Annotated in this window: 16 protein-coding genes and 1 pseudogene; 8 read left to right on the top strand and 9 right to left on the bottom strand. The window is 65.4% G+C overall.

Annotation, left to right across the window (positions count from 1 at the left end):
* Nucleotides 1–23 precede the first annotated feature (23 nt).
* On the top strand, nucleotides 24–809 hold the full coding sequence (locus J4G43_RS46105) for an inositol monophosphatase family protein (protein WP_028150910.1): 786 nt from the start codon (nucleotides 24–26) through the stop codon (nucleotides 807–809).
* A 160-nt stretch (nucleotides 810–969) separates the two neighbouring features.
* Here J4G43_RS46105 and J4G43_RS46110 read toward each other — a convergent pair whose 3' ends face one another.
* The 4 genes and pseudogenes from J4G43_RS46110 to J4G43_RS46125 all read right to left on the bottom strand — a co-directional run bounded on the left by J4G43_RS46110 (nucleotide 970) and on the right by J4G43_RS46125 (nucleotide 9,575).
* Nucleotides 970–4,125 carry a multidrug efflux RND transporter permease subunit gene (locus J4G43_RS46110; RefSeq protein ID WP_208088798.1) on the bottom strand — a complete coding sequence of 1,052 codons (3,156 nt, stop codon included), beginning with the start codon at nucleotides 4,123–4,125 and terminating at the stop codon, nucleotides 970–972.
* Nucleotides 4,126–4,131: 6 nt separating this feature from the next.
* Entirely contained in the window at nucleotides 4,132–5,325 is a 1,194-nt protein-coding gene (locus tag J4G43_RS46115) for an efflux RND transporter periplasmic adaptor subunit (RefSeq protein ID WP_187387919.1), read from the bottom strand.
* 299 nt (nucleotides 5,326–5,624) lie between these two features.
* Entirely contained in the window at nucleotides 5,625–8,246 is a 2,622-nt protein-coding gene (locus J4G43_RS46120) for an autotransporter family protein (protein ID WP_208088799.1), read from the bottom strand.
* Between the two features lie 305 nt (nucleotides 8,247–8,551).
* Nucleotides 8,552–9,575: pseudogene (locus tag J4G43_RS46125) on the bottom strand (SAM-dependent methyltransferase).
* 382 nt (nucleotides 9,576–9,957) lie between these two features.
* Here J4G43_RS46125 and J4G43_RS46130 point away from each other — a divergent pair.
* From J4G43_RS46130 to J4G43_RS46140, 3 genes are all read left to right on the top strand, one after another.
* The gene (locus tag J4G43_RS46130) at nucleotides 9,958–10,983 is read left to right on the top strand and encodes a flagellar motor protein MotA (RefSeq protein WP_208088800.1); all 1,026 of its coding nucleotides are present in this window, start codon (nucleotides 9,958–9,960) and stop codon (nucleotides 10,981–10,983) included.
* A 153-nt stretch (nucleotides 10,984–11,136) separates the two neighbouring features.
* Entirely contained in the window at nucleotides 11,137–12,165 is a 1,029-nt protein-coding gene (locus tag J4G43_RS46135; RefSeq protein WP_208088801.1) for a peptidoglycan -binding protein, read from the top strand.
* Nucleotides 12,165–12,611, top strand: coding sequence for a GNAT family N-acetyltransferase (locus J4G43_RS46140; protein ID WP_208088802.1), 447 nt, complete (start codon nucleotides 12,165–12,167; stop codon nucleotides 12,609–12,611). Before J4G43_RS46135 ends, J4G43_RS46140 begins: the two co-directional genes overlap by 1 nt.
* A 228-nt stretch (nucleotides 12,612–12,839) precedes the next feature.
* Here the strand turns inward: J4G43_RS46140 and J4G43_RS46145 are convergent, their stop codons facing one another.
* Nucleotides 12,840–14,684, bottom strand: coding sequence for an ABC transporter ATP-binding protein/permease (locus J4G43_RS46145; protein ID WP_208088803.1), 1,845 nt, complete (start codon nucleotides 14,682–14,684; stop codon nucleotides 12,840–12,842).
* A 200-nt stretch (nucleotides 14,685–14,884) separates the two neighbouring features.
* On the opposite strand from J4G43_RS46145, the gene rpmE reads away from it, so the two are divergent.
* Entirely contained in the window at nucleotides 14,885–15,112 is a 228-nt protein-coding gene (gene rpmE / locus J4G43_RS46150; RefSeq protein ID WP_007599895.1) for a 50S ribosomal protein L31, read from the top strand.
* 194 nt (nucleotides 15,113–15,306) lie between these two features.
* On the opposite strand, the gene rcdA is transcribed toward rpmE, so the two are convergent.
* Together rcdA and J4G43_RS46160 are read right to left on the bottom strand one after the other, a co-directional pair.
* Nucleotides 15,307–15,816: a protease adaptor protein RcdA gene (gene rcdA / locus J4G43_RS46155; protein WP_028148425.1), complete on the bottom strand. Its 510-nt coding sequence runs from the start codon at nucleotides 15,814–15,816 to the stop codon at nucleotides 15,307–15,309.
* A 626-nt stretch (nucleotides 15,817–16,442) separates the two neighbouring features.
* Nucleotides 16,443–16,634 carry a DUF1192 domain-containing protein gene (locus J4G43_RS46160; protein WP_085401848.1) on the bottom strand — a complete coding sequence of 64 codons (192 nt, stop codon included), beginning with the start codon at nucleotides 16,632–16,634 and terminating at the stop codon, nucleotides 16,443–16,445.
* A gap of 275 nt (nucleotides 16,635–16,909) precedes the next feature.
* Between J4G43_RS46160 and metG the strand changes: the two genes are divergently transcribed.
* The 3 genes from metG to J4G43_RS46175 all read left to right on the top strand — a co-directional run bounded on the left by metG (nucleotide 16,910) and on the right by J4G43_RS46175 (nucleotide 22,686).
* Nucleotides 16,910–18,589, top strand: coding sequence for a methionine--tRNA ligase (gene metG, locus J4G43_RS46165; protein ID WP_208088804.1), 1,680 nt, complete (start codon nucleotides 16,910–16,912; stop codon nucleotides 18,587–18,589).
* Between the two features lie 67 nt (nucleotides 18,590–18,656).
* Complete coding sequence (locus J4G43_RS46170) at nucleotides 18,657–19,655, top strand: NAD(P)H-quinone oxidoreductase (protein WP_208088805.1); 999 nt, start codon at nucleotides 18,657–18,659, stop codon at nucleotides 19,653–19,655.
* A gap of 154 nt (nucleotides 19,656–19,809) precedes the next feature.
* Nucleotides 19,810–22,686, top strand: coding sequence for an EAL domain-containing protein (locus J4G43_RS46175; protein WP_071916666.1), 2,877 nt, complete (start codon nucleotides 19,810–19,812; stop codon nucleotides 22,684–22,686).
* 285 nt (nucleotides 22,687–22,971) lie between these two features.
* Here the strand turns inward: J4G43_RS46175 and J4G43_RS46180 are convergent, their stop codons facing one another.
* A complete protein-coding gene (locus J4G43_RS46180; protein WP_208088806.1) occupies nucleotides 22,972–23,481 on the bottom strand; it encodes a hypothetical protein in 510 nt (169 codons plus the stop codon).
* Between the two features lie 11 nt (nucleotides 23,482–23,492).
* Nucleotides 23,493–23,750, bottom strand: a complete 258-nt coding sequence (locus J4G43_RS46185) for a DUF7662 domain-containing protein (RefSeq protein ID WP_028148420.1) — start codon at nucleotides 23,748–23,750, stop codon at nucleotides 23,493–23,495.
* Nucleotides 23,751–23,816 lie beyond the last annotated feature (66 nt).

Consider the following 23,816-nt stretch of genomic DNA (forward strand, 5'->3'; position numbering starts at 1 on the left):
TCCCCCGATCAAGACCAGGGCACATGCTGTATTCCGCCACTATCAACGTCATGGTCAAGGCCGCGCGCCGCGCCGGCCGCAGCCTCAAGCGCGATCTCGGCGAGATCGAGCATCTCCAGGTCTCGCTGAAGGGGCCGGCCAATTTCGTCTCGCTGGCCGACAAGCGCGCTGAGGAGATCCTCTACCAGGACCTCGCCAAGGCCCGTCCCGGCTACGGCTTCATCGGCGAGGAAGGCGGCACCCGCGAAGGCAGCGACAAGAGCCACACCTGGATCGTCGACCCGCTCGACGGCACCACCAACTTCCTGCACGGCATCCCGCAATTCGCGATCTCGATCGGCCTCGTGCGCGAGGGCACGATCATTGCGGGCGTGATCTACAACCCCGCCAATGACGAGCTCTACATCGCCGAGCGCGGCAAGGGCGCCTTCCTCAACGACCAGCGCCTGCGCGTGGCCGGCCGCCGCCAGCTCAACGAATGCGTGGTGGCCTGCGGCCTGCCCCATATCGGCCGCGGCGACCACGAGGAATTCCGCCGCGAGATGACCGCGATCCAGGACCGCGTCGCAGGCCTGCGCCGCTTCGGCGCCGCCTCCCTCGACCTCGCCTTCGTCGCCGCCGGCCGCCTCGACGGCTACTGGGAGCGCAACCTGCAATCCTGGGACATCGCCGCCGGCATGATCATGGTGCGCGAGGCAGGCGGCACGGTGAGCGACATCGCAACGCCGGGTGACGCGCTGGTGACCGGGCATGTCGTGTGCGGCAACGAGTTCGTGCACGGGGAGCTGGTGAAGATTTTGCGGAAGTAGGCTGAGGGCGAACCCTACGCTTCACACTCCGCCGTCATCACCCGCCTTGTGCGCACTTGCGCACTGGAGCGGGTGATCCAGTATTCCAGAGACGTTTGTTGGATACGGAAGGGCCGCGGCGTACTGGATGCCCCGCCTGCGCCGGGCATGACAGCTCGCCTTATGGCTTCACCGGCGCGGGCGGCCCATACGTCTCGCCGTCCTTCGCGGCCTTCGGCTCCCTGTCCCCAGCCAGCACGCGCTGCACCGAGACGAAGAACACCGGCACCATCAGCAGCGCCAGGATCACCACCGCGATCATGCCACCCATCACGATGCTGCCGAGCGCCTGCTGGCTGGCGCCGCCGGCACCGTGCGCAATCGCCATCGGCAGCACGCCGCAGATGAAGGCAAGGCCGGTCATCAGGATCGGACGGAAGCGCAGGCGGCAGGCCTCGATGGTGGCGTCCACCAGCGGCTTGCCTTCTTTCCGCAGATCCTTGGCGAACTCGATGATCAGGATCGCGTCCTTTGCCGCGAGGCCGATGATGGTGATCAGGCCGACGGTGAAATAGACGTCGTTGGGCAGGCCGCGCAGCATCGCTGCGGCCACCGCGCCGACGATGCCGAGCGGCACCGTGAGCAGCACCGCGAGCGGAATGGTCCAGCTCTCGTAGAGCGCGGCAAGACACAGGAACACCACGAACACCGACAGCGCCAGCAGGAACGGCGCCTGCGACCCCGACAGCTTTTCCTGGAGCGACTGTCCGGTCCATTCATAGCCGAAGCCGCGCGGCAATTTGCCGGCAAGCCGCTCCATCTCGGCGATCGCGTCGCCCGAGGTGAAGCCGGGTTTCGCCTCGCCGGAGATGCGCACAGCGGGATAATAATTGAAGCCCGCGATCTGCGTCGGGCCGCGCGCCCATTCGACGGTGGCGAAGGAGGAGAACGGCACGAGCTGGCCACGGCTGTTCTTGACGTTGTAGTTGAGGATGTCCTCGGTCCGCATGCGGTCGCGCGCATCCGCCTGCACCACGACGCGCTGCATACGGCCGCGGTTCGGAAAGTCGTTGATGTAGTTCGAGCCGAGATTGGTCGAGATCGTGTTGTTGATGTCCTCGAAGGTGACGCCGAAGGCGCCGGCCTTCTCGCGGTCGATCACGAGATTGACCACGCCGGCCTCAGGCAGGCCCTCGATATAGACCTTCTGCAGCACCGGGCTCGCATTGGCCTCCGCGATCAGCTGGTCGGCGGCGCGCATCAATGCCGGATAGCCTTTCTGGCCGCGGTCCTGGAGGCGGAACGAGAAGCCCGAGGAGTTGCCGAGATTATCGATCGGCGGCGGCTGGAGCGCAGAGATCTTTGCATCGCGGATCGACGCCCCCAGATCGCGGTTGATGTCGTTGACGATCGCGGCGGCGGAGTCCTTCGGCCCGCGCTCCGACCAGTCCTTCAGCGTGATGAAGGCCTGTGCGGTGTTCATGCCCTGACCGGAGAAGCTGAAGCCGGTGAGGAAGGTGACATCCTTCACACCCGGCCGCTCGGCGAGATATTTCTCGACCTTCTCGATGACGGCCTCGGTGCGGGGATACGACGAATCCGACGGCGTCTGCACGTCGGTGGTGACGAAGCCCTGGTCGTCGATCGGCAGGAAGCCGCCGGGCAGGCTGACGAAGGCCCAGGAGAGACCAACCAGCAGCGCGACATAGACCAGCATCAGGCGGCCGGTCCGCTTGAGCGAGAAGCCGACGGTGCGGGAATAGCCCTCCTTGCCGCCTTCGAGCATGCGGTTGAACCAGCCGAACACGCCCCGCTTCGCATGGCCGTGGCCGGCCGCGACGGGCTTCAGAATCGTCGCGCACAGCGCCGGCGTCAGCGACAGCGCGAGGAAGGCGGAGAAGCCGATCGCAGCGACCATGGTCACCGAGAACTGGCGGTAGATGATGCCGACCGAGCCGGGGAAGAACGCCATCGGCACGAACACCGCCATCAGCACCAGCGTGATGCCGATGATGGCGCCCGATATCTGCGCCATCGCCTTCCGCGTCGCTTCCTTCGGCGGCAGGCCTTCCTCGGACATGATGCGCTCGACGTTCTCGACCACGACGATGGCGTCGTCGACGAGGATGCCGACCGCGAGCACCATGCCGAACATCGAGAGCATGTTGATGGAATAGCCGGCGAGCAGCAGCGTGGTGCACGCGCCGAGCAGCGCCACGGGCACCACGATGGTCGGGATGATGGTGTAGCGGATGTTCTGCAGGAACAGGAACATCACCACGAACACCAGCACCACGGCTTCGACCAGCGTCGTCAGCACCTTCTTGATCGAGGCCTCGACCACGGGCGTGATGTTGTAGGGGATCTCGTAGGAGATGTTGGCCGGGAAGAAGCGCGACAGCTCCTTCATCTTCTCCTCGACCGCGCTCGCGGTCGCCAGCGCGTTGCCGGTCGGCGACATCAGCACGGAGAGGCCCGCAGTCGGCTTGCCGTTCAGGCGCGTGTTGAACTGGTAGCTGAGGCCGCCGACCTCGATGCGTGCGACGTCGCGCAGCCGCACGGTCGAACCGTCGGCATTGGCGCGCAGGATGATGGAACCGAATTCGTCCGGGGACGAGAGCTGGCCCTTGACCAGCACCAGCGAGGAGGTGCGCTGGCTCGAGGTCGACGGCTCGGCGCCGATGCTGCCCGAAGCGACCTGTGCGTTCTGCGCGGCGATCGCCTTGTTGACGTCGTCGGCGGTCAGCCCGTAGCCGACCAGCTTGGCCGGATCGACCCAGACGCGCAAGCTGCGTTCGGTCGAATAGAGCGTGGCGCGGCCGACGCCGGGGATGCGGCGGATCTCGCCGAGCACGTTGCGGATCATGAAGTCGCCGAGGCCGACTTCGTCGAGGCTGCCGTCGGTCGAATTCAGCGTGATGATCTGGAGCACGGCGCTCGAGGCTTCCTCGATCAGGATGCCCTGCTGGATCACCGCGCGAGGCAGCCGCGCCTCGACGCGCTTGATGCGGTTCTGCACCTCGACGGAGGCGGCGCTGGTATCGGTGCCCGGCTGGAAATTGGCGATGATCTCGACCTGGCCGAGCGAGTCGCTGGTCGATTCGAAATTGAGGATGCCGGAGGCGCCGTTGAGCTCCTCCTCGATCAGCCGCGTGACGCTGTTGTAGAGGTTTTCGGGCGAGGCGCCGGGATAGCTGGTCGAGATCGAGATCGAGGGCGGCGCGATGATCGGATATTGCGCGATCGGCAGCAGCGGGACCGCGATCGCGCCGATCAAGCAGATGAACAGCGCGACCACCCAGGCGAAGATCGGCCTGTCGATGAAGAAACTCGCCATGGCGCGTTACCGCGTCAGCTTCTGGGCGTGCCGATTGTCCGCGGTGGCGTCCGCTTCCGACCAGGATTGCGGCTTCACCTTGTCGCCGGCGGCGAACTTCTGGAAGCCTTCGACCACGACCTTGTCGCCGGCCTTCAGGCCCTCGGTCACGAACCAGAGTCCGTCCTGCACCGACCCCGTGCGCACCGGCTGCACGGCGATGTGGTTGTCGTCCTTGACGACGAACACCTCGCTGCCGCCGCCGCCATTGCGCTGGATCGCCTGCTGCGGCACCGCGATCGCGTCGCTGTCGAGTCCCTGGTCGATGCGAACGCGGACATACATGCCCGGCAGCAGCTCGCGCTTGGGATTGCGGAATTCGCCGCGCAGGGTCACCTGGCCGGTATGGGCATCGACCTTGGCGTCCGAGAACAACAGCTTGCCGTCGAGCGAATAAAGGGTGTTGTCGTCGAGCACGAGGCGCACCTTGGCGGCATCGGCGGCGATGCGCTCGAGGTCGCCGCTCTCGAAGGCGCGGCGGAGCTGGTTGAGCTCGGTCACCGACTGGGTGAAGTCGGCATAGATCGGATCGAGCTGCTGGATGCTGGCGAGGTTGGTCTCGTTCTGCACCGCGAGCGCACCCTCGCTGACCAGCGCCGCACCGACGACGCCGTCGATCGGCGCGCGGACGGTGGCATAATCGAGATTAAGTTTGGCGCGCGCGAGTTCGGCCTTGCGGCCTTCGACCTCGGCATGGGCCTGACGCTCGGCCGCGATCGCCTTCTCGTTCTCGGCTTCCGGGGCAGCGCGATCCTTGGTGAGGGTAGCGATGCGGTGCGCCTGCTGCCTGGCCTGCATCAACCCGGCCTCGGCCTTGGCGACGGCGGCCTCGGTGGCCATCACCTCGACCTCGAACGGACGCGGATCGATGCGATAGAGCGCATCGCCGGCCTTCACCTCGCTGCCCTGCCGGAACAGGCGCTCGACCACGATGCCGGAGATGCGCGGCCGCACGTCGGAGACGCGCGTCGGCGCGATGCGGCCCGGCAGCTCGCGCACCACGGCGCGCGGCTGCGGCTTGACGATGACGATGCTGACGTCAGGATCGGCGGGCTGGGCAGCGGACACCGCAGAGACGGATTCGTCGCAGCCCGCGAGCAGCGGCGTAAGGGCCGCGAGCATGATTGCAACGCATGCCGATCGCGCGCGAAGTCCTGACATGAAGTTAAACGCCCCGATGTTGTTGAAACTGAAATCACGCTCCGCGCGAGCCCGTTCTGGGCGATTCCATGCGGCTGATGCCGTCAAGATAGAAGGTACTTGCTGCGACGCAACGCATTGCGCAGGCGGCTCAATGCCACATGACCTATCATGCTGAGTTCAGGGCGCTTTTCGGGACTCACCGGATTGTGAGTCGGGTTCCATCGCGGCGGGCTGCGACAGAAGATCGCAACGAACGTTACGAACCTGAAAGACGACCGTCTTTCGGCCCGGCACAGCGCCGGTACAAAGCGCAGGATTCACCGCATGAGGCGGAAGCCGCCGGTGCCCTTGTAGTTGCGGTTGTCCGAGCTGTTGTCGAGGCTCGCATTGTAGGAGACCTCGCCGAAGAGGGCGTAGCGGCCATTGGCCCAGCTGTAGGTGCCGCCGCCGCCGATGCTGCCCCACAGCCGATCCTGCGCACTGGCAAAACCGATGCCTGCGACATCGACATTGGTGCCGTTGAGGAACTCGTAACGCAGATTGGCAATGCCGTAGACATCGGATCGCACGATGCCCGTGGCATCGTTCCAGGTCCTCTGATGGTTGAGGGCAAGGCCGGCGCGGCCGAGCAGGCTGTCACCATCGCGCAACGCTACCTGCGCGCCGAACCGATCGGCAAAGCTGTCGAAGGCGGCCTTCGAATAGGAGAGCTGCGCCTGCGGCGTCAGCGACCAGCCGTTGCCGATGCCGATCCGCTTGCCGGTTTCGGCGCTGAAGGCATAGCCGAACCCTTCATTGCCGTGGGTCAGGGTATCAGCCAGCACGGACGACAGATCGCTGCGGTAGAACATCGACTGCGCCTGACCGTCGACATAGAAGCCGTTGTCGCCATACCAGGTCAGCGTGCTGCCGACGCCCGTCCCCTCAACACGGATACGGCCATTGCCGAAGAACGACGCGACATTGGCGGTCGTCAGGCCATATTGCGCGGTGAGGCCGACGATCAGCCGGCCCCGCTCGTTCTCCAGCACGAGACCATCGAGCCCCGTCTGCACTTTCAAATGATCGGCCTTGTAGGTCGAGCCGGTGGTGTTGGAGGGCTGCAAGTCGGAATGGCCACCTTCGATGCGGCCCCAGAACGCCGTGGGCGCCGGCGAAGCCGCGGCTGTCGCCGGCGCGGCACCGGCGCGGGCCATGGCGTCGCTGCCGCCCCAATAGCGGTTGCCGACGCGCTGCTGCAGCGTCGGCAGATCGTTCATGCCGAGCAGCACCTGCGCATAGTTCTCGTACAGCGGAACGCCCGGCTGATAGAGCGGACCGGGAGGTACCGAGACCGGCGGATTGATCAGGCTCGAGCGCAGATACCAATCGCCGTCGCTGGGAGTGGCGATGCCGTTCTTCTGCAACGTATAGGCATAGGCGCCGCCGACCACCGCCTGCTCGCCGTGAAGGACATAGCTGCCCAGAAGCGAAAAACTGCCGTTGGACGCACCGGCCACGTCGATCACCTTGATGCCTTCGGTGGTCTGCGCGCCGGCGCCGCCGACATTGGTGATGCGCAGCGACGACGAGCCCGACGTGCTGCCCTGCACCCGCAACAGATCCGTCGGCGAGCCGTCGCCGCCGAGCCGGGTGTTGAGTTGCACGGTGCCGCCATTGCCCACGTAATTGCCGACCACGGTCAGCGTGGTTCCCGGCGCACCGCCAAGGGTGACCGTTCCGGCATTGCCGAGCGAGGTGAGCGTTTGATTGAAGCCGGCGAGGTCGAGTGTGCCGCCGGCGGCCACGTTGACGGCCGACGCTGCGCTGAACGTGTTCGCCGCTCCCGCGCGCAACGTACCGCCGCTCACGTTTGTCGCCCCGTTGTAGCTATTGGCGCCGGTCAGTGTCTGCGCGCCGCCGCTCACTGTCAGGCCGCCCGTGCCACCGATCACGCCGGCGAACGTGTCGTTCGCGTTGGTGATCGTCAGGTTCTTCGCGCCGAGGCTGACGCCGCCGCTGCCGGCGAGGCTCTGAATGCTGGTGCCGCCGGCGGTGATGCCAGAAATATCGAACGTCCCGTTGGTGACGACGCGGCTCGAATTGCTGATGGCGCCCGCACCGGTGAGCGCAAGGATACCGGCCTGGATCACGGTCTGGCCGGCATAGAGGCTGCTGGCGGCGAGGTTCAGAGTGCCGCTGCCGATCTTGGTCAGTCCGCCGACGCCCGTGAAGGCGGAGGTGGCATCGGTGCCGACCGTGAACGCGCCGGTGTCGATCGTCAGCCCGCCCGCGAGGATGTTGAGCTTGGTGCCTGAAAATCCGTTGATGAAGGTCGCGTTGCTGGCCGTCGCCCGCAGGATACCATTGTCGAAATTGGCCTGGCTCGCCCCGGCCACGCCCCGCAGGGATTGAGTTTCCAATATGCCGCCGCCACTGATGTTGAGCGTGCCGGAAGATGAGGCGCCGTTGGCCAGCACCGTGCCGGCTCCTGTAACGACGCGCCCGCCGTTTTGGATGTTGAGCGTGCCCGCGCCTAGAAAACCGACAAAGAAATTTCCACCTGGAATGCTCCATTGCGAGCCTGTTCCGGTGACGGTCACCACTCCGGTGCTTCCGGCCGCGCCTCCGAGCCGCGATGAGCCGGTACTCGTCAGCGTGCTGCCGTTCTGGATCGTCAGATTGCCGACCGGTGCACCGCTGTTGCCAATGCTGATGGTCCCCACCGAAACGCTGAACGGACCGCCGACGCCGAGGATCGTCTCCCGTTGCGGCGGCGCACCCAGGATCCCGATGTTGACGGTTTGACCTGGGACGGGAGGGGCTGCGGTCGTCCAGTTGCTCCCGGTCATCCAATCGTTGCTGGTCAAGCCGGTCCAATTGGCCTGGGCCGAGGCTGATCGTGTGAACAGCGCCGACAGCGCCACGACCAACAGGCTCGCCAGCAGCCAGCGAAGCATGCGAGTCCAGTGGGCGCCGGGGGAACAATGCCGAGTCCGATTCGGACTCCTGCGAAGCATGTCATCTGATTGTCGTCGGATCGTCGCAGCAGCCCCGATGCATTCGCGCATGCACTATTCCAATTGCGTCCACACCGTTCGAGGATGCGGATTTTCTTGTGGTGTGGTCCACGAAGTACAACCACAACGCTAGGCGAACAGAAACGATCAGACAACAATCGAAACGTGCTTCTCCGAAGAAGCACGCGGCGTGTGCCGTTTGCGCAACGAAAGACGCTTAACAAGTTCTTTCGGGAGTACGCGCCCTAACCCGCCTTCATCCGGTAGTGGCTAACGCCCCATTCGGTCCCATCGGCGTAGCCGAACAGTCCTGATGTCGCGAGGAAGAACCAGCGCCAGCGCCGCATCCACAAAGCGGTCTCCTCGCCGTGGACGCTGCGCAGGGACGCTTCGATCGTGTCGCGATGCGCATCGAAATTGGCGAGCCAGTCGTTCGCGGTGCGCTGATAATGCGTTCCGCTCCAGCACCATTCCTTCTCGATCCTGAAGACGTCGCCGAATTGCCTGACGAGGTGGTGGCTCGGCATCAATCCATCCATGAAGACATGCTGCGCGATCCAGTCCTCACGATTGGCGCGGTCGAACAGATGAGAGCCGGAGCGATGGGTGACGATGTGCATGAAGAAGCGGCCGTCGGGCGCGAGCCAGGACCGCACGCGCGTCATCAGCTTGCGCCAGTTCATCATCTGCTCGAACATCTCGACCGAGACGATGCGGTCGAACTGCCCATCGGGCGCGAACACGTTCATGTCCGCGGGCCACGCGCAGGTTCAACAGCCCGCGCAGCCGCGCCTGCTCCTCGACATAGGCGCGCTGGGCCTGCGAGTTCGACACCGCCGTCACCTTCGCGTGCGGGAACCGCCGCGCCATCCACAGCGACAGCGAGCCCCAGCCGCAGCCGAGCTCGAGGATGGTCTGGCCGTCGGCGAGACCGGCGTGCTCGACGGTCTGGCGCAGCGCCTCCTCCTCCGCCTCCTGCAGGGTGCTCGCATCGGACTTGTAGAAGCAGGACGAATAATTGCGGTTGGGGCCGAGCACCTCCGCAAAGAACGCCGCGGGCACCTCGTCATGCCCGGCATTGACGGCATCCGCGTCCCCGGCGATCGGCCGCAGGATCATCCGCCCGGCGAAGGCGGCATCGTCGGCCGCGCCCAACGCGGACATGCGCGTCGCCGTGCGCGAGCACAGGCGCTGGATCGCGGCGCGGATCACGACGTCCGGCAGCGGCACGCGTTCGGCAGTCCCGAAGATCGCGGAAACGACGCTCATGCGAGCACTCCGTTGATCAGGTCTCGTTGTGGCGGCGGCGGAAGGAACGGGCAGGTTCGGGCGTTGCCACCCGCCCGGCGGGCTCTGAGGTCCAGACGGGATCGACCGCGCCGCAGATGCCGCCGCGCCACCCAGGCGAGCGCCATCCGGACCGCGAGCAAGAGCGCGATGACGGCCATTCCCCAGGATTCGTCACCATGCAAAAAGTCCGACCTAAGCCTGCGGAATGCCGAAGTTTTGCAAATTGCGCCTCTATCAAAGCGCGGTTTCAGCTTTGGGTTCCGAGAGCTCTCCACGAAATCGGCACATCCGGCGCTTTTTTTGGGCTGCCGCTGTGCCATAGTGCGCCCCGCAAGCAAGTTCGTAACGGATGATACCGGCCATGCCGCCAGGCGCCTCGCCCCGCTCCCCCATCGATATCGAATATACCAAGCTATCCTCACCCAGCGTTTTCCTGGTGCGGATGCTGGTCTTTCTGGTGCTCTGCACCCTGGTCGGCGTGGTGCTCTACAAGCAGATCATCCTGGCCTTCTTCGCCAATCCCGGCCTCAATGCCCTGATCGGCGGCGTGCTGTTCATCGGCATCATCCTGGCCTTCCGCCAGGTGATCCGGCTCTACCCCGAAGTCTCCTGGGTCAACAATTTCCGCATCGCCGATCCCGGCCTGGCGCCGTCCCGGCACCCGAAACTGCTGGCGCCGATGGCCATGATCCTCGGCGGCGAGCGCACCGGGCGGATGACGATCACCCAGACCACCATGCGGCACCTGCTCGATTCGATCGCGACCCGCCTGGACGAGGCCCGGGACATCTCCCGCTACATGACCGGCTTGCTGGTCTTCCTCGGCCTGCTCGGCACCTTCTGGGGCCTGATCGAGACGGTCGGCTCGGTCGGCAAGGTGATCGACGGGCTCAAGGTCGGGGGCGATGCCGGCGCCCTGTTCGACACGCTGAAGGAGGGCCTCGCCGCCCCGCTCGGCGGCATGGGCATCTCGTTCTCGAGCTCGCTGTTCGGCCTCGCCGGCTCGCTGATCCTCGGCTTCCTCGATCTGCAATCGAGCCAGGCCCAGAACCGCTTCTACACCGACCTCGAAGACTGGCTCGCCACCACCGTGCGCGAATATGGCCACGGCGAGGTTGCGGTCGCAGCCGCCGGTGGCGGCGGCGGCGTTGCCAGCGGCGAGCTCCAGGCCGCCGTCGAGCGCTTACGCTCCGTGCTCGAGGAAGGCAGCGCCAGCCGCGGCACCACGGCGGCAATGGCGAGCCTTGCCGAAGCCATCCAGGCGCTGGTCTCGCACATGCGGACCGAGCAGCAGATGATCCGCGAATGGGCCGACGGCCAGGGCGAGCAGAACCGCGAGATCCGCCGCCTGCTGGAGCGCATTGCGCGCCAGCCGGAGAAGGGCTGAGGACACGACGAAGGTTTCGTGCCCCGGACGCAGCGCAGCACGCAGTGATGCGCTGCTGAGCCGGGGCCCAGAGAAACAAGGAATGGGTCCCGGCTCTGCGCAGCAGCGTTGCACGCTGCAGCGCGTCCGGGACACGAGAGAACGGAGACAACAATGGCTCTAGCGCGCCGCCGCCGCAGCGAAGCCGGCTTCAACTACTGGCCCGGATTCGTCGACGCGCTGTCGACGCTGGTGCTGTCGATCGTGTTCCTGCTGTCGGTGTTCCTGGTCGTGCAGTTCTTCCTGTCGCAGGAGGTCACCGGCAAGGACAAGGCACTGGAGCAGCTCAACGCCAAGATCGCCCAGCTCAACGAGCTCCTGTCGCTGGAGAAGCTCGGCAAGCTCTCGCTCGACGACCAGGTCTCACAACTGAAGGCCGGCCTTGCCTCGGCCGAGACCGAGCGCGATCGCATCAAGGGGCTCTATGACGGCCTCGCCGCCGCCGGCAGCGACGCCCAGGGCAAGACCACCGAGCTCGGCAAGGCACTGGACTCGGAGAAGGCGGTCTCGGCGCGGGCGCTGGCGCAGATCGAGGTGCTGAACCAGCAGATCAGCGCGCTGCGCCGGCAGCTGGCCGCGTTGGAGGAGGCGCTCGACGCCAGCGAGAAGCGCGACAAGGAATCGCAGAACCGCATCGCCGATCTCGGGTCTCGCCTGAATGTTGCCTTGGCGCAGCGCGTGCAGGAATTGTCGCGTTATCGCTCGGAGTTCTTCGGCCGCCTGCGCACCATTCTGGGCAATCGCCCTGACATCCGCATCGTCGGCGACCGCTTCGTGTTCCAGTCCGAAGTGTTCTTCGACACCGGCCAGGCGACCTTGCTGCCGGAGGGCCGCGCCGAGCTCGACACATTGGCGACCGCGCTGATTGATCTCGACAAGAAGATCCCGAACGAAATCCCCTGGGTGCTGCGCGTCGACGGCCACACCGACGTGCGCCCGGTCAGCGGCGCGAATTTCAAGTCGAACTGGGACCTGTCGGCCGCGCGCTCGATCTCGGTGGTGCAATATCTGATCTCGCTCGGCGTGCCCGCCCAGCGCCTGGTCGCCGCCGGCTTCGGCGAATTCCAGCCGCTCGACACCGCCAACACGGAAGAGGCCTACAAGCGCAACCGCCGCATCGAGCTGAAGCTGACGGAGCGGTAGTGAGCGCCCTCCACCTCCGCCCCTACCGCACTGAGGACGAAGCCGCCGCGATCGACCTCTGGCATCGCACCTGGCAGCAGGCCTATCCGCAGATCGATTTCGCCGCGCGGCTGGAGTGGTGGCGCGAGCGCTGGCGCAACGATCTGGTGCCGAAAGCCTCGATCGTGGTCTCGGAAGCGGACGGCGTGCTGACCGGCTTCGTCACCATCGACGGCGAAGGCTATCTCGACCAGCTCGTGGTCGATCCCGCGCACTGGGGCTCAGATGCGGCGCGGCTGCTGGTGGACGAAGCCAAGCGCCTGTCACCGTCGCGCGTCACGCTGCTCGTCAACAAGGACAATGCCCGCGCCATCCGCTTCTACGAGCGCAACGGCTTTGCCCATGCCGGCGACGATTTGAACCCGACCTCGGGACGGCCGGTGCTGAAGATGACATGGCGGGCGTGACGAGGTTTGCTGCCGCCCCCCCTCCGCTGTCATGCCCCGGCTTGCCGCCTTCGCTGAAGCTTCGGCGTGCCGAGCGCTCGTGTGGGCCTCGGCGTAACCTTGGCGGAGCCGGGACCGGGGCATCCAGTACGCCGCGACTTCTCCGAATCCCACTACTGTCTCTGGAATACTGGATCACCCGCTTTCGCGGGTGATGACACCGTCAGTGAGGCGACAGTCAGGAGCCTCTCACGCGCCCTCGAACTGCAGCCTCGCCAGCCTCGCATAGAGTCCGTTCTTGGCGACGAGCTCCGCGTGCGTGCCCTGCTCGACAATCTTGCCATGGTCCATCACCAGGATGCGGTCGCAGGACAGCACGGTGGCGAGACGATGTGCGATCACCAGCGTGGTGCGGTGGCGCATCAGCTCTTCCAGCGCGGTCTGCACCAGCGTCTCGCTTTCGGCATCGAGCGCGGAGGTGGCCTCATCGAGCAGCAGCAGCGGCGCATCGCGCAGGATGGCGCGGGCGATGGCGATGCGCTGGCGCTGGCCGCCGGACAGCGTGACGCCGCGCTCGCCGAGCGGAGCGTCAAAACCTTCGGGCAGGCGGCGGATGAATTCGGCGGCGTGCGCGAGCTCGGCGGCCCGCTCGACCTCGGCATCGGTCGCATCGGGCCGGCCGAAACGGATGTTCTCGCGGGCGCTGGCGGCGAACACGTTGGATTCCTGCGGCACCAGCGCGATGCGCAAGCGGAAATCGCGCGGATCGGCGGATTTGACCGGCACGCCGTCGAGGGAGATCGCGCCGCCCCGCGGGTCGTAGAAGCGCAGCAGGAGATGAAAGATGGTGCTCTTGCCGGCGCCTGAGGGGCCGACGATCGCGACCTTCTCGCCGGGGCGCACGGTGAACGACACGGCATCGAGCACATTGACGTGAGGCCGCGCCGGATAAGCGAAGCTGACCTGGTCGAAGCCGACCTCGCCGCGCGCCGGCACCGGCAGCGCGCGCGGTGACGCCGGCGCGGTGATCTCGGGCTGCACATGCAGGATCTCAAACAGGCGCTCGGCGGCGCCGGAGGCAGCCGAGACTTCGCCCCAGACCTCGCTGAGCTGGCCGAGGCCGGCCGCGGCGAAGGCCGCGTAGAGCACGAACTGGCCGAGCCGGCCCGGCGAGATCGTGCCGATCAGGACGTCATGCGAGCCGATCCAGAGGATCGCGACCACGCTTGCGAACACGATGAAGATGATGATCGCGGTGAGCACGGCACGGGCCTGCGTCGAGGTGCGCGCGGCCTCATAGGCCTGCTCGACCTCGCCGCCAAAACGCTTCTCGGCGAGCCCTTCGCTGGTATAGGCCTGCACGGTGCGGATGGCGCCGACCAGCTCGCCCGCATAGGCGGAGGCTTCGGCGAGCGTGTCCTGCGCATTGCGCGACAGACGTCGCACCCAGCGCCCGAACGCGACCAGCGGCAGCACGATCAGGGGAATGGCGAGCAGCACGAAGCCGGAGAGGCGCGGGCTGGTGATCACCATCATCGCCGCCGCGCCGAAGAACATCATGAGATTGCGCAGCGCGATCGAGACGGAGGCGCCGACCGCGGACTTGATCTGGGTGGTGTCGGCCGTGAGCCGCGACACCAGCTCACCACTGCGCGCGGAATCGAAGAAGGCCGGCGAGAGCGAGAGCAGATGGGCGAAGACGTCGCGCCGGAGGTCGGCGACGATGCGCTCGCCGATGGTCATCACGAGGTAGTATCGCGAGGCGCTGGCAAGCGCGAGCACGGCAACGACCGCGATCATCACCGAGAAGTAGCTGTTGATCAGCGCGATGCCTTCCGGCGTCAGGCCGAAATCGATCATCCGCCTCACAGCGATGGGCACCAGCAGCGTGGTCAGCGCCGCGACCGTGAGCGCGACGAAGGCGAGCGCTGCGCGGCCGCGATAGCGGGCCACATAGGGCGCGAGCGCCAGCAGCGGCCGCAGCTTGGCGCGGCCCTTCGCCGGCGTCTCGATCAACTCGGCTTCGATCGACGGGGCCTCAGGCCCGGCGCGCTCGTCGCGGTACTGGTCGTCAAGCCGTTCCACAGCGCTCATGAGATCGGACCCAAGGAGACATGTTAGCTCCACATAGGCCGCTGCGGGGGGAGTGGCAAATCCGGGATGTCCCTTAGGGGCTGGCCCGGTTCTCCTTTGCCCACAATGGCTTGTTTTAAAGGGGCCTGTGGGGTATAGACCCCGCCAAATCCGTCATTCGATAGCCACTCAAGACAGGCGCCGGGCGCCGAGGAATTGCCATGAAAGCCGAAATTCATCCGAATTATCATACGATTAAGGTCGTGATGACCGACGGAACCGAGTACCTGACCCGCTCCACCTGGGGCAAGGAAGGCGACACGCTGAACCTCGACATCGACCCGAAGTCGCACCCGGCCTGGACCGGCGGCAACGCCCAGCTGATGGATCGCGGCGGCCGCGTCTCGCGCTTCCAGAAGAAGTTTTCGGGCTTTCTCAAAAAGGATTGATCCCGCGCGCAAGGCTGGACACGAAAAACGCCCCCGGTCAGACCGGGGGCGTTTTTGTTTGTGGCGAGACCGGTAGGGTGGGCAAAGCGAAGCGTGCCCACCATTCATTCTTCGATCCGGAAAGCAAAATGGTGGGCACGGCGCTTTGCGCCTTTGCCCACCCTACGAGACCTGTGACTACGGCACCTGGGTGCTTACCGCTCGAACGCGGCCTTCAGCGCGTTGAGCTGCGGCACCAGCGGGTTGCCGATCGCGACGTATTCGACCGGCGGGGTGTGGATGGTGGTGTCGAGGCGGCGCACGCGGGTCTGAAGGCTCATCGAGCGGTGGATCAGGTCCTGGAGCTGCGAGGGCAGCTTCTCGACGGTATCGGACGGGCCGGGATCGGCGGCGCTGAGCTTGACCTTGGTCTTCTCCCGATTGGCCTGGCTCAGCGTCATCTCGCCTTCCTTCACCGCGCGGTGCAGCAGCAGCCACGAGGCCAGCTGCATCAGGCGGGTGGTCAGACGCATGCTCTCGGTCGCATAGGTGAGGCTGACGGCGCGATCGAGCGCCTTGGCCTCGGTGCGGCCGGCGCCATCGAGATAGGCGGCCGTCTCTTCCACCAGGTCCATGCCCTCACGGAACAGGACGCCGAACGCCGCAGAATTGGTGAACCGCTCGCTGAGTTGAACGAGAGCACCTTCGGCTTGCAAACGTTCCATGGTTAACGCCCCTTACGCAACTGTCTGACTGTCCGGCTTTGGCGCCGGCTTATGATGAACAAATCATTGCGCGAGCCGGACGCGGAGTCCAGCGACAAGCGCGGATATGGTTTCCGCGCGTCTTTCCTCGGAATTCAACCGGAACGGGACCCAAAAAGGCAAAAAAAGAGCCGCCGGAGACCGGCGGCTTTGAAAGTTGATAACAGGGAGGCGTCAAACAGAGTGGACAGGAGCCACTCGGTGTCCAAACGAGGACAGCTCCAGTCATAAACCCGAAAGCTTAATTGGAAGTAAACGAGCTAATTTTTTGAGAGTTCGTTAGCCATGTCGGTCACTGGCCGAGGGGGCGGCGGAACAAACTCGGCACTCGTCATTCCGGGGCGCCACGAAGTCGCGAGCTTTGATGCGCAATTGCGCATCTGAGAATCCATAGCCACAGGCGGATGCGGTGGCCCGGCTCAGCCTGCCCCCTTCAACTGCCCGTGATTATGGATTCCGGGCTCGGCGCTGCACGCCGCCCCGGAATGACGACGCGAGATAGTTTTGCGCGAAGCATGGGTCCCGTCTCTGCGGAGCAGCGCTACGCGCTGCACCGCGTCCGGGACACGAGAGGTGAGCGCTGGGCCCTACTTCTTGAAAAAACTATCCGCCGCATTGCGCGAGGCACGCTTCTTGGTGGCGGCTTCCTCGAGCCTTGCGATCTCGGTGTTGAGCAGCGCCACGCGCTCGGTCAGTTCTTCCACTGACAGGAGTGAGAGATCCTGTCCGATTTCATGGCTGACCTTCTTGCGCGGCTTGTCGTCGTCCTCGATGGCCATGTGTCCTCCCGGGCAGTCCTGTCCTGAACGACGCCGATCTGGCGCTTTCCGAGCCGAAATGGTATCGCTTCTGCACAAGGAGAATTTGCAGTGACTTTCGCGAGCGCGCAACACCTGACGCGAATGCCCCGGCCCGACCGCAAGGAGGTTGACCGGACGGGATAAGCGCGCGTCCACGCGCGTGAGGCATGAGCCGACCCCAAGCCCTTCCGATCATGCGGGAGGGCTTTTGATTTTTAGTCGGTCGGCATCACCAAACGCGAAAGACCGCAGTCATGACCAAGATTCTCATCACCAGCGCCCTTCCCTACGTGAACGGCGTCAAGCATCTCGGCAATCTCATAGGCTCGCTCCTCCCTGCCGATGTCCATGCCCGCTTCAGGCGGCAGATCGGCGACGACGTGCTCTTCATCTGCGCCACCGACGAGCACGGCACGCCGGCCGAGCTCGGCGCCGTTCGCGCCGGACAGGATGTCCGCACTTTCTGCGACGCGCAGCACGCAATCCAGGCCGACATCTACCGCCGGTTCGGCCTTTCCTTCGACCATTTCGGGCGAACCAGCTCGCCACAGAACAGCGCTCTGACGCAGCACTTCTATCGCAGGCTCGACGATGCCGGATTGATCGAGGAACGTAAGTTGCCGCAGGTCTGGTCGCCCACGGACGGCCGCTTCCTGCCGGACCGCTACGTGCTCGGCACCTGCCCGCATTGTGGCGACCCGTCCGCGCGCGGTGATCAATGTGACCAGTGTGGCGCGCTGCTCGATCCGCCCGAACTGATCGACCCGCGATCTGCGCTGTCGGGCGACCGGGCGCTGGAGGTCCGCGAAAGCCGCCATCTGTTCCTGCGCCAGTCGCAGCTTGTGTCCGCGTTGAGTGCCTGGATCGACAGCCGCTCAGGCTGGCCCTCCTTCGTGGTATCGACCGCGAAAGGCTGGCTGACAGCCGATCTGCGCGATCGCTGTATCACGCGCGATCTGGCCTGGGGCATCCCGGTTCCGCGACAGGGATTCGCCGACAAGGTCTTCTATGTCTGGTTCGACGCGCCGATCGGCTACATCGCCGCCACCCAGGAATGGGCCGCCGCCGCACCTAGCCGCGACTGGCGAAAATGGTGGTGGCAGGCCGATGACGTCCGCTACGTCCAGTTCCTCGGCAAGGACAACATCCCATTCCACACCGTGAGCTTCCCGGCGACGCTGATCGGCTCGAACGAGCCCTGGAAGAGCGTGGACGTGATCAAGGGATTCCACTGGCTCAATTACGAGGGCGGCAAGTTCTCGACCAGCCGCAATCGGGGCATCTTTACCGACCAGGCTCTGGAGGAATTGCCCGCCGATCTCTGGCGCTGGTGGCTGATCGCCAACGCGCCCGAAAGCGCCGACACCGATTTCAACGTTGCCAGGTTCGTCGCCGACGTGAACAAGGATCTCGCCGACATCTTCGGCAACCTCGTCAATCGCATTGTCAGCTTCGCCCATCGGGCCTTCGACGGCCGGATTCCGGAAGGCGGCGCTCCTGACGAGGCCGAGCACCTGCTCGCACGGGAACTGGAGCAGCGTATCGCGACGCTGCGACACCATCACGAGGCGCTCGAGTTTCGTTCCGCGGCCGCCGCAACGCGTGCGATCTGGGATGTGGCGAACGCTTACCTGCAGCATGCCGCGCCGTGGACGGCCATCAAGTCCGATCGGCTTCGCGCGGCGATCGTGACGCGAACAGCCCTCAATCTGGTCCGCACCTGCGCCGTGCTGGCATGGAGTATCGTACCCAGCCTGTCGGAAACTGTGCTGCACGCCTTCGCTGGCGAAGATGCCGCGCCACGCTGGCCCCGTGGCCCAATCGCGGACCTCCTCGACGGCGGCGCCGGCACAGCGATCGCGCCGATCGGTCCACTGGTCGAAAAAATCTCTCCCGAGAGAGCAGGCGATCTGGCGGCGCGGTTCGGGCCTTAATGTCGTTTCACTTCGGCGGAAAAAGGCGATATGCCATCCGCCGAATTCATTCATCCAAGGACACATCATGGACAAGCTGCCCGCGCAAATGACCGTGGTCGCCATCTCCAAGCCCGGTGGACCGGAAGTGCTGGTGCCGGAACAACGTGCCGTTCCGCAGCCCGGTCCCGACGAGATCCTGGTCAAGGTGCAGGCCGCGGGCGTCAACCGGCCCGACGTGGCGCAGCGCTCCGGCGCCTATCCGCCGCCGCCCGGCGCCAGCGACCTGCCGGGGCTCGAGATCGCCGGCGAAGTGGTGGCGGTCGGCAGCAACGCCAAACGGCACAAGATCGGCGACAAGGTGATGTCGCTGGTCGCCGGCGGCGGCTATGCGCAGTACTGCATCGCGCAGGACGCCCAGGCGATGAGCGTGCCGCCGGCACTGTCGATCAAGGAAGCCGGCGCGCTGCCGGAAACCCTGATGACGGTCTGGCACAACGTGTTCGAGCGCGGCGGCCTGAAGGCCGGCGAGACGCTGCTGATCCATGGCGGCTCCTCCGGCATCGGCACCATGGCGATCCAGCTTGCGAAAGCTTTCGGCGCGAAAGTGTTCGTCACCGTGGGATCGCAGGACAAGATCGATGCCTGCCTCAAGCTCGGGGCCGACCGCGCCATCAACTACAAGACCGAGGACTTCGTCCCCGTGGTCAAGGAAGAGACCGACAAAGCGGGCGTCAATCTGATCCTCGACATGGTCGCCGGCGAGTATGTCGACCGCAACTATGATGCCGCAGCGGTCGACGGCCGCATCGTGCAGATCGCAACCCTCAACGGCCCCAAGGTCAGCGTCAACATCGCCAAGGTGATGGTGAAGCGCCTGACCCATACCGGCTCGACCCTGCGCCCCCGTAGTAATGCGGACAAGGCGGCCATGGTGGCCGCAATCGAGGCGAAAGTGATGCCGCTGTTGCGCGAAGGCCGCGTCAAGCCGCTGATGGACAGCAGTTTCCCGCTGGAAAAGGCATCCGATGCGCACCGGCGCATGGAGACATCGGCACATATTGGCAAAATTGTGTTGGAGGTCTAGGCCAACGGCCCATCAGGCAAGGCGGAAACCCTTTGATTTTCCTCGCTTTCGTGGCATCTATCGCGACGCGCCGAACCATCTTGTTCCGTTCGGAAAACGCCTTGCACTGACCATCTTGCACTGAAGAGTTTGCGTCGAACGCGGAGAACCGACCTTGCGTCTGATCAGGTGCCTCGCGCCCATAGCGCTGGGCCTCATGATTCTCGTCGCCGCGTCCCAGGCGCGCGCGCTGGATGCCGTTAGCGTCCGCGGCGACGCGCCCGCGATCGACCTCACCGGCGTGCTCGAGCATCAGCGCAGTGACGCCGATCGAATCCAGGTCTCGACCGCGCCCGGCACCGACGGCATCGTCCGCCGCATCGAGGTGCGCGCCCGCGAGGGCGGCCAGAACTGGGTGGTGTTCGCGCTCGCCAACAACACCGACGACCAGCTCGACCGCCTGATCGTCGCCCCACATTACCGCATCGTCTCGTCGGGCCTGCTCTGGCCCGACCTCGGGCTGTCGCGCATCGCGACCATCACGCCCTCGATCGGCGACCGCCCCGAGCGTCAGGAGAGCGCGACCGCCGACGTGTTCCGCATCACGCTCGATCCCGGCGCCGTCGTCACCTTTGTCGCGGAACTGCGCACCGACAAGCTGCCGCAGCTCTATCTGTGGGAGCCCGAGTCCTACAAGGACAAGGTCAATTCCTTCACGCTCTACCAGGGCATCGTGATCGGCATCTCCGGGCTTTTGGCGCTCGTGCTCACCATTCTGTTCGTGGTGAAGGGCAGCATCATGTTCCCGGCCGCCGCGGCGCTGGCCTGGGCGGTGCTGGTCTATATCGGCGTCGATTTCGGCTTCTGGGGCAAGGTGCTCGATATGTCGAACAACGCCGAGCGCATCTGGCGCGCGGCGGGTGAAGCGATATTGGCGGCGACGCTGCTGGTGTTCCTGTTCGCCTATCTCAACCTCAGTCGATGGCACGTGCGCTATTCGCACATTACGGTGCTCTGGCTCGCCTTCCTGGGTTCGCTGGTGGCGCTCGCCTTGTTCGACCCGGCGGTGGCTTCCGGCATCGCCCGCATGTCGCTGGTGCTGATCGCCTTCGCGGGCTTCGCGCTGATCGTCTACCTCTCCACCCACGGCTTCGACCGCGCGGTGCTGCTGATCCCGACCTGGTTCCTGCTGGTGGTCTGGGTGGTCGCGGCCGGCATGACGGTCGCAGGCTCCGTCACCAACGACATCGTCGGCCCGGCTCTGCTCGGCGGCCTCGTGCTGATCGTGATGCTGATCGGCTTTACGGTGATGCAGCACGCGTTTGCCGGCGGCAGCGCCACCACCGGCGTCGTCTCCGACATCGAGCGGCGCGCGCTGGCACTGGCCGGTTCCGGCGATCTGATCTGGGACTGGGACGTCTCCGCCGACAAGGTGTTCACCAGCCCCGAGACCGAAGCCCTGCTCGGCCTCAAGCGCGGCACGCTGGAAGGCCCGGCGGCCTCATGGCTTGAGGTGCTGCATCCGCTCGACCAGGACCGGTTCCGCGCCGCGCTCGACAGCGTGCTCGACCAGCGCCGCGGCCGCCTGGTGCAGGATTTCCGGCTGCGCACGCCGGACGGTCATTTCATGTGGTTCGCGCTGAAGGCGCGCCCGGTGGTCGGCTCGGACGGCGAGGTCTCGCGCGTGGTCGGCACGCTGACCGACGTCACCGAGCTGCGCAACGCCGAGGAGCGCCTGCTGCACGATTCCGTGCATGACAACCTCACCGGCCTGCCCAACCGGAAACTGTTCATGGACCGGCTCGGTGCGGTCGCGCATTTCGCCAAGACCATGCCGACGCTGCGGCCGACGCTGATGGTGATCGACCTCGACCGCTTCAAGCAGGTCAACGATTCCGTCGGCATCGCGGTCGGCGACTCGATCCTGCTGACGCTGGCCCGCCGCCTCACCCGCATCCTGAAGCCGCAGGACACGCTGGCGCGGCTTGCCGGCGACCAGTTCGGCCTGATCCTGCTCTCGGAGCAAGACCCGGCCCGCATCACCGCCTTCGCCGAGACCATCCGCAAGACCATCCGCGCCCCGATCGCCTTCAACGACCGCGAGATTTTTCTCACCGCCTCGATCGGGCTCGCGCTCTCCGATCCGCAGACCCAATTGACGGACGAGATCATCAAGGACGCCGAGCTTGCGATGTATCATTCCAAGCGGATCGGCGGCGACCGCATCGACGTCTACAAGCCGGCGATGCGCGCGCGAAAGACCGACCGCCTGACGCTGGAGAGCGAGCTGCGCCGCGCCATCGAGCGGCAGGAGCTCACGATCCTGTACCAGCCGATCGTACGGCTGGAGGATCGTTCGATCGCCGGCTTCGAGGCGCTGGTGCGCTGGGATCATCCGAAGCTCGGACGCATGGCGCCGTCGGAATTCATCAGCATCGCGGAAGAGACCGGCCTGATCGTCGACCTCGGCATGTTCGTGCTCGACCAGACCGCAAAGCAGCTTTCGGTGTGGCAGCGCGCGATGCGCTCGCGCGAGCCGATCTTCGCCTCCGTCAACGTCTCCTCGCGGCAATTGCTGCGCCACGATCTGATCCACGACATCCGCACCGTGCTGTCGCGCTCCTCGGTGGCGCGAGGCACGCTGAAGCTGGAATTGACGGAATCGCTGGTGATGGAGAACCCGGAGCACGCAGCCCAGATGCTGACGCGCATCCGCGAGCTCGGCACCGGGCTGTCGCTCGACGATTTCGGCACCGGCCATTCCTCGCTGGCCTATCTCCAGCGCTTCCCGTTCGACACCATCAAGATCGACCAGTCCTTCGTGCGCACCACCAACCGCGGCACCCGTCCGGTGATCCTGAAGTCGATCATCGCGCTCGCGCATGACCTCGGCATGGACGTGGTCGCGGAAGGCGCCGAGACAGACTCCGACGCGGTCGAACTCTACCAGATGGGCTGCGAATACGCGCAGGGCTTCGCCTTCGGCGAGCCCATGGACGCGGACGCGGCGATGCGTCTGCTCACGGAAGTGCGGCTGGAAGCGGCGAGCTAGCGCTTATCTTCTTCCGCTCTCCTCCCGGAAAGGGTCGCTCGCAAAGCGAGCGGGGTGCCGCACTGGCGCGCTTATGCCGGGCTTGATCCAGATCAATGGGCCCTGCTCGACCACCATGAAAGATGGCACGCAGCATTCGATCCAGAACGGCTTCCTCATCGAGGTCACTGGGCTCGCAGCTGTCGTTCTCAGAATGAGCAGACCACGCGTCTTTCTCAGGAGTCACGGATGACTCGGCACCTTTTCTACGCGATGACCCTCATCGGCACCGGAGTGTTCCTCGCCTCATCGGCCGAAGCAGTGACAGCCGCACGATGCGAGGATCGAGGCGCAAATTGCCTCGGCACATGTGCCGACTACACCGGCGGGGCCGGTGACGTTCGAGGGCGCCAGAACACATGCGTGCGCGTCTGCGACCGGCAGACGACCAGATGCCTGATACGAGCCCATGACGAACGCTGGCCCCATAATCGCCAATGAAGGCCGTGGTTCTACACTTGGGCTAACGCCCCCCGTCTCGCGCTTGCGGCGCACCGCGTCCAGCTGACCTACCCTGGCTTGCGTCGTAGCCCCGCGACCAAACACCCCCCCCACCAGCGAGATCGCGGCAAGACCGCCGCAGACCATTCCCGCCTGTTCGAGATAAACATCCTGCGTTACCGGGTCGTAACAGCGGCCGAGCTCGTTGAAGCAGTCGCGCCAGCGCCAGTAGCGAGCCTCGAAGGCGAGCGCGAACAGCACGCCTGTTGCAATCAGGGCTGCGCCAAAAATCCCCCTTAGCCAGCGCAAAATCATGTAGCGTCAGCTCACCTGCGCTGCTTCTTCTTGGTGAAGCGCACGCTCTGGCCGTCCGGCATCCGCGTCGCGACGAACCCCGCGGCGAGGCAGGCTTCGCGCTGGGGCATCTGGATGTCGGGGCTGCGGAGGCTGTCCCACCATGAGGCGCGATTCGCCGCCCGCGGCAGGGCCGAGCCGATGATCTCCTCGATCTGCTCGAAACTCAGCACGAATTCCGTTTGCTTCTGCCGCATCAGGTAATCCCGCAGCGCGTCGTAATCGTTCACAATCGTCCTCTCGTCCCAGCTCCGCTGCCCAAAAGCGATGCCCGCGGAAACCAATTCTTAACTCAT

The organism is Bradyrhizobium barranii subsp. barranii, assembly GCF_017565645.3.
GTDB classification, from domain to species: Bacteria; Pseudomonadota; Alphaproteobacteria; order Rhizobiales; family Xanthobacteraceae; genus Bradyrhizobium; species Bradyrhizobium barranii.